This window comes from Variovorax ginsengisoli (genome assembly GCF_030811835.1).
GTDB lineage: Bacteria > Pseudomonadota > Gammaproteobacteria > Burkholderiales > Burkholderiaceae_C > Variovorax > Variovorax ginsengisoli_C.
In genome coordinates this window covers 184,085-199,377 of sequence record NZ_JAUSRO010000001.1, presented here as the reverse complement: position 1 = coordinate 199,377, position 15,293 = coordinate 184,085, and the positions used below count along the sequence as shown (strand labels likewise).

11 protein-coding genes are annotated in these 15,293 nt (G+C 66.4%); all 11 read right to left on the bottom strand.

All coding sequences use genetic code 11. From position 1 onward, the window contains the following. Positions 1–30: 30 nt before the first annotated feature. Complete coding sequence (locus J2W36_RS00890) at positions 31–1,428, bottom strand: heavy metal sensor histidine kinase (RefSeq protein WP_307687768.1); 1,398 nt, start codon at positions 1,426–1,428, stop codon at positions 31–33. Further along, positions 1,425–2,123 carry a heavy metal response regulator transcription factor gene (locus J2W36_RS00885; protein WP_307687767.1) on the bottom strand — a complete coding sequence of 233 codons (699 nt, stop codon included), beginning with the start codon at positions 2,121–2,123 and terminating at the stop codon, positions 1,425–1,427. Before J2W36_RS00885 ends, J2W36_RS00890 begins: the two co-directional genes overlap by 4 nt. Next, a complete protein-coding gene (locus tag J2W36_RS00880) occupies positions 2,120–5,284 on the bottom strand; it encodes a multidrug efflux RND transporter permease subunit (RefSeq protein WP_307687766.1) in 3,165 nt (1,054 codons plus the stop codon). Before J2W36_RS00880 ends, J2W36_RS00885 begins: the two co-directional genes overlap by 4 nt. Next, entirely contained in the window at positions 5,281–6,453 is a 1,173-nt protein-coding gene (locus J2W36_RS00875) for an efflux RND transporter periplasmic adaptor subunit (RefSeq protein ID WP_307687765.1), read from the bottom strand. Before J2W36_RS00875 ends, J2W36_RS00880 begins: the two co-directional genes overlap by 4 nt. 4 nt (positions 6,454–6,457) lie before the next feature. Beyond that, on the bottom strand, positions 6,458–7,993 hold the full coding sequence (locus J2W36_RS00870) for an efflux transporter outer membrane subunit (protein ID WP_307687764.1): 1,536 nt from the start codon (positions 7,991–7,993) through the stop codon (positions 6,458–6,460). A 104-nt stretch (positions 7,994–8,097) separates the two neighbouring features. Further along, the gene (gene urtE / locus J2W36_RS00865) at positions 8,098–8,790 is read right to left on the bottom strand and encodes an urea ABC transporter ATP-binding subunit UrtE (protein WP_307687763.1); all 693 of its coding nucleotides are present in this window, start codon (positions 8,788–8,790) and stop codon (positions 8,098–8,100) included. 246 nt (positions 8,791–9,036) lie between these two features. Further along, on the bottom strand, positions 9,037–9,915 hold the full coding sequence (urtD, locus tag J2W36_RS00860) for an urea ABC transporter ATP-binding protein UrtD (RefSeq protein WP_307687762.1): 879 nt from the start codon (positions 9,913–9,915) through the stop codon (positions 9,037–9,039). Beyond that, positions 9,912–11,126 (bottom strand): urea ABC transporter permease subunit UrtC, encoded by a 1,215-nt coding sequence (gene urtC, locus J2W36_RS00855; RefSeq protein ID WP_307687761.1) that lies wholly within the window; start codon positions 11,124–11,126, stop codon positions 9,912–9,914. The genes urtD and urtC overlap by 4 nt, the downstream gene beginning before the upstream one ends. Continuing rightward, complete coding sequence (gene urtB / locus J2W36_RS00850) at positions 11,123–12,706, bottom strand: urea ABC transporter permease subunit UrtB (protein ID WP_307687760.1); 1,584 nt, start codon at positions 12,704–12,706, stop codon at positions 11,123–11,125. Before urtB ends, urtC begins: the two co-directional genes overlap by 4 nt. 138 nt (positions 12,707–12,844) lie before the next feature. Next, complete coding sequence (gene urtA / locus J2W36_RS00845; RefSeq protein ID WP_307687759.1) at positions 12,845–14,113, bottom strand: urea ABC transporter substrate-binding protein; 1,269 nt, start codon at positions 14,111–14,113, stop codon at positions 12,845–12,847. A 120-nt stretch (positions 14,114–14,233) separates the two neighbouring features. Then, positions 14,234–15,223, bottom strand: coding sequence for a Bug family tripartite tricarboxylate transporter substrate binding protein (locus J2W36_RS00840; protein WP_307687758.1), 990 nt, complete (start codon positions 15,221–15,223; stop codon positions 14,234–14,236). Between the last annotated feature and the right edge of the window lie 70 nt (positions 15,224–15,293).

Genomic DNA, 15,293 nt, shown 5'->3' with positions numbered 1-15,293 from the left:
TACCACGGGCAGCACCAGACTGCAGTCGGCTCAGTCTTCCCGTGTCGCCATCCCTGCCGAAACGCTGAAACCGAAGGTGTTGATCCCGTCGGCACTCGCCGCGCCGACCCGCCCGCCATGCATGGCGGCCACCGCCTTGACGATCGCCAGACCCAGGCCATGGCCGTGGTGCTCGCCCTGCCCACGGCGTGCTTCGTCAACCCGGTAGAAGCGGTCGAAGAGGTGCGGCAGGTGATCGTCGCCGATCGGCGCGCCGGGGTTGGACACGCGGATCCAGGTGCCGTCGGCCTCCTCGCGCAGCGTCACCGTCACCACGGTGCCGGGGCCGGAATGCTCGATCGCGTTCTGCAGCAGGTTCGACAGCGCCCGGCGGAACAGCGCGCGCTCGAGCTGCGCCTGCGCTGTCAGGTCGCCTTCGACGCGCACCTGCCCACCGGTCTCGTCGAGAACGAATTCGAAGAACTCGATGGTCTTGCGCACTTCCTCGGCCACCGGCGTGAGCATGAGCCCGGTGGCGACCTCGCCCCGGTCGGCGCGCGCGAGGAACAGCATGTCGTTGACGATGGAACGCAGCCGCTCCAGGTCCTCGAGGTTCGAGGCCAGCACCTCCTGCAGTTCCGGCGCAGCACGCGGGCGCGACAGCGCCACCTGGGTGCCGCCGATCAGGTTGGCCAGCGGCGTGCGCAGCTCGTGCGCGACGTCGGCATTGAAGGCCTCGAGCTGGGCATAGGCCTGTTCGAGCCGCGCGAGTGCGCCGTTGAAGGCTTCGGCCAGCGCCGACAGCTCGACCGGCAGCGCCTCGGCCTGCAGCCGCTGCGAGAGCGTCTTGGGCCGCAGTGCCTGGGCCTCCTGCGACAGTTGCTGCAGAGGCCGCAGGCCGACCCGCGCGATCCAGTAGCCGGCAAACGCCACCACCAGCATCGCACCCAACCCCAGCGCGACAAGGGCCGTGAGGAAGGTTTCGCGCGTTCGGGCATAGGGCTCGGAGTTGCGGCCGACGACCAGCCGCACGGCGGGCCGGCTCTCGAAGGGGGGAATGCGCACCGACAGCGTGCGGAACGGCCGGTCCTGGCCGGGCAGCATGACGTTGCTGCCGTGCCCGTCGGCCTCGCGCACCAGACCGTCGATCTCGGCCAACCCCTTGCCGTACTGGAAGCGCGGATCGTCGCTCAGCACCCAGAAGCGCAGGCTGCCGTCCTCGGGCGTGAGCGCGTCCATGCGGGCCTGCACCCGGGTCCAGCGTTCGGGCGTGCCGATCGTCTGGATCCAGTACTGCAGGCCCTTGAGCGTGGTGGCGAGTTCATCGTGCTGGTGGCGTTCCAGCTCGCGCGCGAGCACGCCCTGCAGCGCCGCACCAATGAGCGCAAAGGTCGCCAGCGCCGCCGCAGCGAACATGAGCACCAGACGCGTGGTGATCGATCGCCTCACGCCGGCGGCCCCTCCTCCGCGCGCACTTCCATCACGTAGCCCATGCCGCGGATCGTGTGCAGCAGCTTGGGCGACCCGGCGCTGAAGGGCACGTCGATCTTGTCGCGCAGCCGCTTGATCGCCACCTCGACCACGTTCGTGTTGCTGTCGAAGTTCATGTCCCAGACCAGCTCGGCGATGGCCGTCTTCGACAGGATTTCACCCTGGCGCCGCGCCAGCACGGCCAGCAGCGCGAACTCCTTGGCTGTGAGGTCGATGCGTATGCCGCCACGAGCGGCCTTGCGGCTCAGCAGGTCGATCTGCAGGTTGGCGATGCGCAACTGCATCGGTTCCTGCGTGCGCCCGCGCCGGTTGAGCGCCTGCAGCCGCGCGAGCAGTTCAAGGAAGGAGAAGGGCTTGATCAGGTAGTCGTCGGCACCGTCGTGCAGGCCCTTGATGCGGTCCTCCACGCTGTCGCGTGCCGTCAGCATGATCACCGGCGTCTGCTTGAGCGTGCGCAGCGACCGCAGCACCGAAAAACCGTCGAGGCCAGGCAGCATCGCGTCGAGCACGATCACGTCGTAGTCGTGCTGCATCGCCAGGTGCTGACCGTCCAGGCCGTTGTGGGCCATGTCGACCGCGCAACCCTGCTCGGTCAACCCCTTGTGCAGGTAGTCGGCGGTCTTGAGCTCGTCCTCGACGATCAGGATCTTCATGGAGCGGCGGCGGGGGTGCCGTGCAGGCGCGCCGCCTTGCGGGCCGCACGGGCCTCCTTGCGGCGCTGGTACCAGTAGTGGGCGCGATCGAGGTAAAGGTAGACCACGGGTGTCGTGAACAGAGTGAGTGCCTGCGACAGTATCAGACCGCCGACCATCGCGTAGCCCAGGGGCCGACGCAACTCGGAGCCCGAGCCGTGGCCCAGCATCAACGGCAGGCCCGACAGCAGCGCGCACATGGTCGTCATCATGATCGGCCGGAAGCGCAGCAGGCAGGCCTGGTAGATCGCCTCCTGCGGCGCCATGCCCTGCTCGCGCTCGGCCTTGAGCGCAAAGTCGATCATCATGATGCCGTTCTTCTTGACGATGCCAATCAGCAGGATGATGCCGATCAGCGCGATCACGCTCAGATCGTAGCCGCCGGCCATCAGGATCAGCAGCGCACCCACCCCGGCCGAGGGCAGCGTGGAGAGAATCGTCAGCGGATGGATGTAGCTCTCGTAGAGCAGGCCCAGCACGATATACACCGCCACCAGCGCCGCCAGGATCAGGTACGGCTGCGAAGACAGTGAATCGCGGAAGGCCTGCGCCGTGCCCTGGAACGCGCCGGTGAGCGACTGCGGCAGGCCCATGTCGGCCTGCGCCTTGTTGATGGCGTCGACCGCTTCGCCCAGCGCATGGCCCGGCGCCAGGTTGAACGAGATCGTCACCGCCGGGAACTGGCCCTGGTGGTTGATCGCCAGGTAGGCGGTCTTGCTGGTGTCGACCTTCACGAAGGTCGACAGCGGCACCTGCTGGCCGGTCAATGGCGAGTTCAGGTAGAGCCTGCCAAAGAGCGACGGATCCTGCTGCAGCGCGGGCGTCACCTCCATCACCACGTGGTAGCTGTTGAGCTGCGTGAAGTACTGCGCCACCTGCCGCTGGCCGATGGCGTCGTAGAGCGTAGCGTCGATGGTCGACGGCGTGATGCCAAAGCTCGACGCCCGGTCGCGGTCGATCGTCAGCACGGCCGAGGCCGCTGCGTTCTGCTGGTCGGACGCCAGGTCGGTCAGCTCGGGCAGCTGACGAAAGCGTTGCAGCAGCTTGGGCGCCCAGGTGTTGAGCTCGTCGAGGTTGGAGTCCGTGACCGTGTACTGGTACTGCGTGCGCGACGACCGTCCGCCCACGCGGATGTCCTGGCCCGCCTGCAGGAACAGGTTCACGCCCTGCACCCGGGCGAGCTGCGGGCGCAGCCGCGCGATGATTTCGTCGGCAGTGGCCGTGCGGCCCTCTTCCTTGGGCTTCAGGCTGATGAAGAAGCTGCCGGTGTTGAAGGTCGACGAGCTGCCGTTCATGCCAAAGCCCGTCACATCGGGGTCGCGCCGCACCACGTCGGCCAGCGCGATCATGCGGGCGTTCATCGACGAGAAGGACGTGTCCTGCGCCGATTCGGCGAAGCCCGAGATGAAGCCGGTGTCCTGCTGCGGAAAGAAACCCTTGGGAATGACCACGAACAGGAAAGCGGTGGCCGCCACCGTGGCGATGAACGCGCACAGCGTGAGGAACTGGTGGTCGAGCACGACATGCAGGCCGCGCTTGTAGCCGCCCAGCATTTTGTCGAAGCCGCGTTCGAACAGCTGGTACATGCGGCCGTGCTGGCGGGCATGCTCGTTCTTCAGGAAGCGCGAGCACAGCATCGGCGTGAGCGTCAGCGAGATCACCACCGACACCACGATGGTCAGCGTGACCGTGACTGCGAACTCGCGGAACAGCCGCCCGACGATGCCGCCCATCAGCAGCAGTGGAATGAACACCGCCACCAGCGATACGGAAATCGAGATGATGGTGAAGCCGATCTCGCTCGCGCCCTTGTATGCGGCCTCCATCGGGCTCATGCCCTCTTCCACGTAGCGGTAGATGTTCTCCAGCATCACGATGGCATCGTCCACCACGAAGCCGACCGCGATGGTCAGCGCCATCAGCGACAGGTTGTCCAGGCTGTAGCCGACCAGGTACATCACGGCCACGGTGCCCAGCAGCGCCAGCGGCACCGTCACGCTCGGGATCAGCGTGGCCGGCACGTTGCGCAGGAACAGGAAGATCACCATCACCACCAGGGCGATGGTCAGCAGCAGCGTGAATTCCACATCCTTGACCGATGCGCGGATGGTCTCGGTGCGGTCGATGATGGCATTGACCTCCACCGTTGGCGGGATCGAGGCCTTGAGGCGGGGCAGCGCGGCGTTGATGCGGTCGACCGTGTCGATCACGTTGGCGCCCGGCTGCTTGGTGATGGCCAGCACGATGGAGCGGCCGTTCTGCACGGTGTTGCCAGCCGGCGCCGCGGCGCCCGCATAGGCCCAGCCGGCGATCTTCGCGTTCTCGGGACCGTCCACCGCCACACCCAGGTCACGCACCCGGATCGGCGCGCCGTTGCGGTAGGCCAGGATCACGTCGTTCCATGGACCGGCCTTGAGCAGCTGGTCGTTGGTGTAGACGGTGAAGCTCTGGTTCTGCCCGTCGATCGTGCCCTTGGGTGCGTTGACCGTGGCCGAGGACAGCACGGTGCGCACGTCTTCCAGGCTCAGGTTCAGCGCGGCGAGCTTGGCCGGGTCGAGCTGCACCCGTACCGCGGGTTTCTGCACGCCGCCGATGTTGACCAGACCCACACCGGAGATCTGCGAGATCTGCTGCGCGAGGATGTTGTCCGCATAGTCGTTGACCTCGGTCAGTGGCAGCGTCTTCGATTGCACCGCCAGGATCAGGATCGGCGAATCGGCCGGGTTCACCTTGCGGAAGGTCGGCGGGCTCGGCAGATTGGCCGGCAACTGGCCGCTCGACGCGTTGATGGCGGCCTGCACGTCCAGCGCCGCCGCGTCGATGCTGCGATCGAGGTCGAACTGCAGCGTGACCTGGGTCGAGCCAAGGCCGCTGGTCGAGGTCATCTGCGACAGCCCGGCGATCAGAGAGAACTGGCGCTCCAGCGGCTGCGCCACGTTCGACGCCATGGTTTCTGGGCTGGCCCCTGGCAAAGACGCCGACACCTGGATGGTCGGGAAGTCGACCTGCGGCAACGGCGCCACCGGCAGCAATGGAAACACCGCCGCGCCGACCAACAGGATGGCGATCGCCAGCAGCGTGGTGCCAATGGGACGCTTGATGAAGGCAGCGGAAATGCTCAATTGGCGCTCCCGCTTGCAGGCCTGGCAGGCTCGGCAATGTGCGCACCCGGGCGCAATTTGTACTGCCCGTCGACCACCACGCGCTGGCCACCGGTCAGGCCCTTGTCGATCACGGCGGTGCCATCGGCGATCTGCACCACGTGCACCGGCGTGCTGGCCACGGTGCCGTCGTCGCTCACCGTCCACACATAGGTCGCGTCCTGGCCGCGCTGCACGGCAGCGGCCGGCACGGTGAGCGCGTTGTGGCGCAGGCCAAGTTGCAGCCGCACGTTGACGAACTGGCCGGGCCACAGCGCGCGCGTGGGGTTGGCGAAGCTGCCCTTGAGCTGCACGGTGCCGGTCGTGGTGTCGATCTGGTTGTTCAACAGGATCAGCTTGCCGGTACCGAGCACTTCGGTGCCGCTGCGGTCGTACGCCACCACGCCGAGCGGCTGGGTGCCCTGCTGCTGCGCGCGGTGGATGTCCTGCACCGCGTCCTCGGGCAGCGTGAACTGCACGGCAATCGGATCGATCTGGTTGATCACGACCAGCCCGCCGGTGTCGGCGGCGTGCACGATGTTGCCGGGGTCGACCAGCCGCGCGCCCGCGCGGCCGTCGATGGGCGAGACGATGCGGGTGAAGCTCAGCTGTACCTGGGCGTACTGCACTGCTGCGCTGTCGGTCTGCACGGCCGCCGCGAGCTGGGCGACCAAGGCCTTCTGGGTGTCGAGCTGCTGCTGGGTCGCCGCATCCTGCGCGATCAGCGTGGTGTAGCGCTGCAGGTCGGCCTGCGCGTTGGCAAGCTGCGCCTGGTCCTTGGCACGGGCGGCCTGCGACTGCGCGAGCTGCGCCTGCAGCGTGCGTGGGTCGAGCTGGGCCAGCAACTGACCCGCCTTCACGTCCTGCCCTTCGGTGAAGCCGACCTTGTCGAGCTGGCCGTCGATGCGCGCCTTCACCGTGACGGTGGCCATCGAGTTCACCGTGCCGATGCCGGCCCTGTAGACCTGCACGTCCTGCTGCTTGACACGGGTCGTCGTCACCTGCACCGGCGGCGGTTTCGCTGCGGCCTCAGGTGCTGCGGCACGGGCCGGCCGGTGGAGCGACCAGGCCACGCCGCCGCACACCACCAGGAAGGCGGCACCGGCGATCCATCGGGTGCGGCGTTGAAGGAAGGGGTTCGTCGTGGTCATGGCATCAGCTTCCGGCGCGGGCGTGCAGGTCGGCAGCGGCCTGCTGCGGCACGGGGGGTTGAGAGGAGGAGAAAGAGGAGGCAGCGGCGTCCGGGGCGGTGGCGAGATCGTTCGCGTGCCAGCCGCCGCCAGTGGCCGCGATCAGCGAGACGCTGGCACTGAGCCGCCGCCCCAGAAGCTGGGCCGCGCTGCGCTGGTTCGACAGCGACTGCGCCTGCGCCGTCACCACGTTCAGGTAGCTCGAGGTGCCTGCACGGTACTGGCTCAGCGCAAGCCGTTCCGACAGCTGCGATGCGGCCACCGCTCGCGCCTGCAGCGTCGATTCGCCTTCGAGCACCCGCAGCGTGGAAAGGTCGTCCTCGACCTGCTGGAAAGCGGCCAGCACGGTTTCCTTGTACTGGGCCACGGTCGCGTCGTAGGTGGCGATGGCCTGGTCGCTGTGCGCGCGGCGAAGCCCGCCGTCGAAGAGCGTCTGGGCCAGGGTCCCACCGAGGGAGAACACGCGGCTAGGCGTGTTGAACAACGCGCCGATCCTCCCGCTGCTGAAGCCGCCGCTCGCACTCAGCACGAGTTCCGGGAAAAAGGCCGCCTGCGCCACGCCGATGTTGGCATTGGCCGCCAGCACACGGCGCTCGGCGCCCGCGATGTCGGGCCGGCGTTCCAGCAGCGTGGAAGGCACGCCGGCCGGGATCACGGGAATGTTCGCCAGCGTGGCGTCGCTTGTCGCGTCCAGCGGCGCGAGCGCAAAGGTCGACGGCGGCTGGCCGGTCAGTACCGCGATGGCGTGTTCAAGCTGGTTGCGCGTCGCGTCGAGATCGACCGCCTGGGCCTGGGCAGAGGCAAGCTGGCTTTCAGCCAGCGCCACGTCCGAACGCAGCGCCACACCGGCCGCGTACTGGTGCTGGGTGAGCGCCAGCGACTTCGCATAGGCATCGGTGGTGGCCGCATAGAGGCGGCGCTGCAGGTCGGTCACGCGCAGTTGCAGATAGTCCTGCGCCAGCGTCGACTGGATGCTCAGCTTGGCCGCCGCCAGGTCGGCCGCACTGGCCTGCGTGCCGGCATCGTCGGCCTCGACCGCGCGTCGTACGGCGCCCCACACATCCGGCTCCCAGCTTGCGGAAAAACCGAGGCTGTAGTTGTCGCCCAGCTTGATGCCGTCGGTGTTGGTCTTCGCGCGCTTGGCACCGCCATTGAGCCCCACCGTCGGCCAGAAGCCGGCACGCGCCGCATCGGCAATGGCACGCGCCTGGCGGTAGGCGGCCTCGGACTGCTTGATGCTCTGGTTCGCCCGGTTCGCCTGCGCCATCAACGCGCTCAGCGTCGGATCGCCGTAGAGATCCCACCAGGGCCGGGAGGCGTCGACGAGCTGCGGTGTGGCGGGCTTCCAGCCGCTGTCTTCCTTGTAGGCCGCCGGTACCTCCACCGTAGGTCGGACATAGTCTGGGCCGACTGCACAGCCAGCGAGCAACGCGGCCAGGGCCAGCGCCGTCAGTCTGGGTGTGGCGAAAAAAAGGCGCACAGGTGCATCGGATCGGTCCATGGTGGATGCACTCTAGGGACCCGGCGCCGACTGCACGCTGTCGGCTGAATGACGGTTTTGTCAGTTTGGGATGCACCGCCCCGGACAGGCCTGCCAGCCGACGATCAGATGGCGACGAGCTGCCGGACGCCGTTGGCTTCCATGTCCTTGCCCAGGCCGCGCGCGATGACTTCGCCACGCTCCATCACGAGGTAGTCGTCGGCCAGCTCCTGCGCGAAGTCGTAGTACTGCTCGCACAGCACGATCGCCATGTCGCCGCGGTCGGCCAGCATGCGGATGACACGGCCGATGTCCTTGATGATGCTCGGCTGGATGCCTTCGGTCGGCTCGTCGAGGATCAGCAGCTTGGGCTTGGGCGCAAGCGCGCGGGCGATGGCCAGCTGCTGCTGCTGCCCGCCGGAAAGATCGCCGCCGCGGCGGTTCATGAACTGTTTGAGGATCGGGAACAGCTCGAACAGCTCGGCCGGAATCGGCGTGCTGCCGCTCTTGTACGCCAGGCCCATGCGCAGGTTCTCCTCCACCGTCAGCCGCGCGAAGATCTCGCGGCCCTGCGGCACGAAGCCCATGCCGGCGCGGGCACGCTCGTAGGGCGTCTGCTTCTGGATCGGCTGGCCGTCGAATTCGATGCTGCCGCTCTTGATCGGCACCAGGCCCATCAGCGACTTGAGCAGCGTGGTCTTGCCGACGCCGTTGCGGCCGAGCAGCACGGTGACCTTGCCGAGCGTGGCGGTGAAGCTCACGTCGCGCAGGATGTGGGAGCCGCCGTAGTACTGGTGGATGTTCTTGACTGTGAGCATTCTTTGTTCCTTGGTCAGCTTGGGTTTTGCGTCCCGTGGGTGGGCGCCCGGCAGGCGGCACGGGCCAGACGACCCCACTGCGCCGGCCCTTCGGGCTGCCTTGCGGTGCTCGCCTTTCGCGGGGTCTCGCTCAAACTCGCTGCGCTCAGACAATCGCGAGCCCTGGTCCGCGACAGGCTGCACTCCTCAGCGGCGCAGAGGGGATCGCCCGGCCCGCACCGCCTGCCGGGCTTGGGGTGGCGCAATTCAACGCCCAAGATAAACCTCGATCACCCGCTCATCCGCCTGCACCTCATCCAACGTGCCTTGCGCCAGAACAGAGCCGTCGCACAGCACCGTCACGATCTCCGAGATCGTGCGGATGAAGCTCATGTCGTGCTCCACCACCATCAGCGAGTGCTTGCCCTTCAGCGTAAGGAACAGTTCCGCCGTCCGCGCCGTTTCCTCGTCGGTCATGCCGGCCACGGGTTCGTCGAGCAGCAGCAGCTTCGGGTCCTGCATCAGCAGCATGCCGATCTCCAGCCACTGCTTCTGGCCGTGGCTCAGGTTGCCTGCCATGCGCGACACGCTGTCGGCCAGGTGAATCGTCTCGATGATCTCGGCCAGCCGGTCGCTCTGCGCCGAATCGAGCTTGAACAGCATCGAGCGCTTCACGCCCTTGTCGGTCTTCAGGGCGAGCTCGAGGTTCTCGAACACGGTGAGTTGCTCGAACACGGTCGGCTTCTGGAACTTGCGGCCGATGCCCAGTTGGGCGATCTCGGCTTCCTTGTGGCGCAGCAGGTCGATGGTGCTGCCGAAGAACACGGTGCCGCTGTCAGGCCGTGTCTTGCCGGTGATGATGTCCATCATCGTGGTCTTGCCGGCGCCGTTCGGGCCGATGATGCAGCGCAGCTCGCCGGGCGCGATGTCCAGGCTGAGCTTGTTGATCGCCTTGAAGCCGTCGAAGCTCACGCACACGTCCTCCAGGTAGAGGATGCGACCGTGCGTGATGTCGACTTCGCCTGGCGTCGCATGCCGGCCGAAGTCGGCGGCACGGCCACCGGATTCGGTGCTGCCGCCGGGGTACGGCAGGCCGTGGGCACGCGCCGTGCGCTGGGCGCCGGATTCCATCAGGTCGGGGGTCATGCGCGGGCTCCCTTCGGCTCGACAGCGATCGGTGGCAGAGCGCTCGGTTCCACGCCTTCGGATGCGGCCAGCGCGCGCTGGGCTTCCAGGCGACCATCGCTCAACGTGTTCTTGCCCTTCGACCGCCACTTGCGCACCAGCCCGACGATGCCGTTCGGCAAGAACAGCGTGACGGCGATGAACAGCGCGCCCAAAAAGTAGAGCCAGTACTCGGGGTAGGCCACCGTCAGCCAGCTCTTCGCGCCGTTGACGATGAAGGCGCCGATGATCGGGCCAATGAGCGTTGCGCGCCCGCCGACGGCGGCCCACACCGCGATCTCGATCGAGTTGGCCGCGCTCATCTCGCTCGGGTTGATGATGCCGACCTGCGGCACATACAGCGCGCCGGCCACGCCGCACATGATGGCAGAGATGACCCAGATCGTGAGCTTGTACGGCAGCGGGTTGTAGCCCGAGAACATCACGCGCGTCTCCGCGTCGCGGATGGCCTGCAGCACCCGTCCGAACTTGCTGCCGATGAGCCACTTGCTGAACAGGAAGAAGCCCAGCAGCGTTGCGCCGGTGAGCGCGAACAGCGTCATGCGCATCTCCTGCGTCGCGATCGGGATGCCGAGGATGCGCTTGAAGTCGGTGAAGCCGTTGTTGCCGCCGAAGCCTGTCTCGTTGCGGAAGAACAGCAGCATTGCGGCGAAAGTCATGGCCTGCGTGATGATCGAGAAGTACACGCCCTTGATGCGCGAACGGAAGGCGAAGAAGCCGAACACGAAGGCGATCAGGCCGGGTACCACGACGATCAGGATCAAGGTCATGACGAAACTGTCGCTGAAGGTCCAGTGCCAGGGCAGCGTCTTCCAGTCGAGGAACACCATGAAGTCCGGCAGGTCGCTCTTGTAGTTGCCGTCGCGGCCGATCTGGCGCATGAGGTACATGCCCATCATGTAGCCGCCCAGCGCGAAGAACATGCCGTGGCCGAGCGACAGAATGCCGGTGTAGCCCCAGATCAGGTCCATGGCCAGCGCGCAGATGGCGTAGCACATGATCTTGCCGACCAGCGCCACCGCATAGTCGCTCATGTAGAACATGCTCTCGCGCGGCACCAGCAGGTTGAGCATGGGCGCCACGGCGCACACGACGATCAGCGCGACGAAAAAGACGGTCCAGCCCTTGCCAGTCAGCAATGGACCCTTGGTGGGAAGAACAACCTTGCTCATGCTTCTGCGCTCCGGCCCTTCATCGCGAAGATGCCCTGCGGCCGCTTCTGGATGAAGATGATGATGAAGACCAGCACCGCGATCTTCGCGAGCACCGCGCCGGCCCAGCCTTCGATGAACTTGTTCAGGATGCCAAGCCCCATCGCGGCGTAGACGGTGCCAGCGAGCTGGCCGACGCCACCCATCACCACCACCATGAACGAGTCGACGATGTAGCTCTGGCCGAGGTCGGGGCCGACGTTGCCGATCTGGCTCAGCGCGCAGCCCGCCAGGCCGGCAATGCCTGAGCCCAGCGCGAAGGCGTAGGTATCGATGCGCGCGGTGTTCACGCCCATGCACGAGGCGATGGGCCGGTTCTGCGTCACACCACGCACGAACAGGCCGAGCCGCGTGCGGCCGATGAGCCAACCCATCGCCAGCAGCACCAGCACCGCGAAGACGACGATGCCGATGCGGTTCCAGGGCAGCGTCACGTTGCTCAGCATGGTGAAGCCGCCGCTCATCCAGCCGGGGTTCTCCACGCCGACGTTCTGCGCGCCAAAGAGCGTGCGCACCAGTTGTTGAAGCATCAGGCTGATGCCCCAGGTCGCGAGCAGCGTTTCCAGCGGCCGGCCGTACAGGAAGCGGATCACGCCGCGTTCGAGCACGGCACCGACCAGCGCAGACGCCATGAAGGACACGGGGATGGCAGCCACCAGGTACCAACCGAAGGCAGCCTCCGGCAGGTACTTCTGGAACAGCGTCTGCATGACGTAGGTGGCATAGGCGCCGATCATCATCAGCTCGCCATGCGCCATGTTGATCACACCCATCAGCCCATAGGTGATGGCCAGGCCGAGTGCGGCCAGCAGCAGCACCGAGCCCAGGCTGATGCCGCTGAAGATCGCGTTGATGCGATCGCCCCAGACCAGCGCACCGTCGATGCTCGCCACCGAAGCCAGAATCGCGGTCTTCACGCCGGCATCGGTCTCGTCGGCCAGCCGCTGATTGAGCAGAAGTTTGGTGTCGGGGCTCTTGCGCTCGCCCAAAGCCTTGGCCGCCGCAATGCGTTTGGCGGCGTCTGCGCTGTTGAGCATCGATGCGGCACGCACCAGTTCGAGCTGGGCCTTGATCGACGGATCCGTCTCGGCGGCCAGTGCCTTTTCCACCGCCGGCAGGCGCGATTCGCTGGGCTCCTTGAGCAGGCCCTGCGCCGCTTCGGCACGCACCTTGTCGTCCTTGCTGGTGAGCCGCAGCACGGCCTGCGCGGCGTCGAAGGCACCGCGCATCAGGTTGTTGTTGACGACATCCTCGGCGTCGTCGGGCACCTTCAGCTCGATGCCGGTGACCGGGTCATAACCCTTGTCGTCCTTGATGACGAAGACCTTGTCCGCGGTGTACTTGACCGCGTCGTCGGCCATCGCCTGAATGAAGGCCGCCGTCTTCTCGTCGGCGGTAAGCACCGCCTTGTCGAGCGCGGCGATGCGGGCCTCGGTGTCGCCCGAGGCGATGGCGCGGGCTTCTTCGGAGCTCAGCGCGTGCGCGGACGAAACCGCGGCAAGCGCAAGCGAAACCGCCGCGCACGCATGAAGGAAGCGCATGTGTAACTGCACAGCAATCTCTCTATGGGCTGAACCAGGAACACCGCGGAACCGGCTTCGCCGGGCCGCAGGTGTTGCCCCCGGTAGGGGGTGGGAGGAGGCGACACGCAGTGCGCCGCATCCGGGGGGCGAGCCAACTTACATCGACTTGCCGGCAGGCTGGTCGGGCTTCTTGTCGTTGCCTTCGATGTACGGGCTCCACGGCTTGGCCTTGACCGGGCCCGGCGTCTTCCACACCACGTTGAATTGGCCGTCGGCCTTGATCTCGCCGATGAACACGCTCTTGTGCAGGTGGTGGTTCTTCTCGTCCATCTTCGAGACGATGCCCGACGGTGCGTTGAAGGTCTGGCCGGCCATGGCGGCGATCACCTTGTCGGTGTCGGTCGACTTGGCCTTCTCGACGGCCTGCTTCCACATGTGGATGCCGATCCAGGTGGCTTCCATCGGGTCGTTGGTCAGTGGCTTGTCCATGTGGCCAGGGATCTTGTTGGCCTTGGCGTAGTCGCTCCACTGCTTGATGAAAGCGGTGTTGGTCGGGTTCTTGATCGACATGAAGTAGTTCCATGCGGCCAGGTGGCCCACCAGCGGCTTGGTGTCCACGCCGCGCAGCTCTTCTTCACCCACCGAGAAGGCAACGACCGGCACGTCCTTGGCCTTCAGGCCGGCGTTGCCCAGTTCCTTGTAGAAGGGCACGTTGGAGTCGCCGTTGATGGTCGACACCACCGCCGTCTTGCCGCCGGCCGAGAACTTCTTGATGTCGGCGACGATGGTCTGGTAATCGCTGTGGCCGAAGGGGGTGTACTTCTCGTCGATGTCGGTGTCCTTCACGCCCTTGCTCTTCAAGTAGGCGCGCAGGATCTTGTTGGTGGTGCGCGGGTACACATAGTCGGTGCCCAGCAGCACCCAGCGCTTGGCGCCGCCGCCTTCCTTGCTCATCAGGTAGTCGACAGCCGGAATGGCCTGCTGGTTGGGTGCCGCACCCGTGTAGAACACGTTCTTCGACAGCTCTTCACCCTCGTACTGCACCGGGTAAAACAGCAGGCCGTTCATTTCCTCGACCACCGGCAGCACCGACTTGCGCGACACCGACGTCCAGCAACCGAAGATCACCGCCACCTTGTCCTGGCCGAGCAGCTGCTTGGTCTTCTCGGCAAACAGCGGCCAGTTGGAGGCCGGGTCGACGATCACGGGTTCGAGCTGCTTGCCCATCACGCCGCCCTTCTTGTTGATGTCCTCGATGGCCATCAGCACCGTGTCCTTGAGCACGGTTTCGGAGATCGCCATCGTGCCCGACAGCGAGTGCAGCACACCGACCTTGATGGTGTCGGCGGCAAAGGCGGGAGCCGTGCCGAGGGCGGCGAGCGCGACGCTGGCTGTCAGCGCCTTGAGGGTGAAACGACGTTGCATGTGACTCTTCTCCTGGGTGTTTAAGAACCGTTCGCCAGCCTGTTTGCCGACGATGGAGAGAGTGTCCGGACTACAGCGGTGCCGACCAATACGCCGGGTGGCGTATGGGGCATCGCCAAGTCATTCGAGGTCGAGCTTCGACTTCTTCGCCAGTTCCTTCCACTTGCGGGTGTCGGCCGCGACGAAGTCCTGTGCATCCTTGGCGCTGCCCTTGCCGGCAACCGAGCCGCTGGTGACAAGCGCAGGCTTCATGTCCGCGGACGCGCCGATCTCGTTGAGCCAGGCGTTCAAGCGCGCAGCCTGCTCGGCCGGCAGGCCCTTGGGCGCGCCAACCACGTACCACTGCGCGGCGTCGTAGCCTTTGAGGCCGGCCTCCTGCATCGTCGGCACGTCCGGCAGGCTTTCAATGCGGTAGGTCGTCGTCACGGCATAGGCCTTGAGCTTGCCGGACTTGATGTGCGGCAGCACCGGCGTCACGCCCAGCATGGCGAGCGGCACCTGCCCGCCGACCACGTCGACCACCGCTTGGCCGCCGCCCTTGTACGGGATGTGCGTCATGGCGGTCCCAGCCGTCACATTGAACAGTTCACCGGCAAGATGCTGCGAGGTGCCGGTGCCCGAGCTGGCGTAGCTCCAGGCCTTCGGGTCCTTTTGCATCGCCTTGACCAGCTCGGCCACGTTGGCCGGCGGATTCGCGAGGCCACTGACCAGCACCATCGGCCCCTGCGCCAGGGTCGCGATGGCCACCAGCTCCTTGCCGAGCTCTGGCGGCTGAGCGGCATGCAGGATCGGGCCCGGCACCGTGATCAGCGTGTAGCCATCGGGCGCCGCCTTGGCAGCCGCCTGCAATCCCAGTGCCCCTGACGCGCCAGGCCGGTTGTCCACGACCACGGACTGCCCGGTCTTCTCGGCCAGCTTGCGCGCGGCGATACGGGTCAACACATCCACCGTGCCACCCGGCGGGAAGCCGACGATCCAGGTGATCGGTTTCGCATTCGGCCACGCGGCCGGGTCGCCCGCGGCATGGCTGGACAGCGGCAGCACGAAGGCCGTCGACCACGCCATCAAGGTCAATGCAAGGCGCCGACGAGAAGAAGATTGGGAAGACATAGGAACTCCAAGGATGCAGGACAGGGAATGAGCGTGCCTATCAGAGCAACGCGGACCGGGGAAACCAATG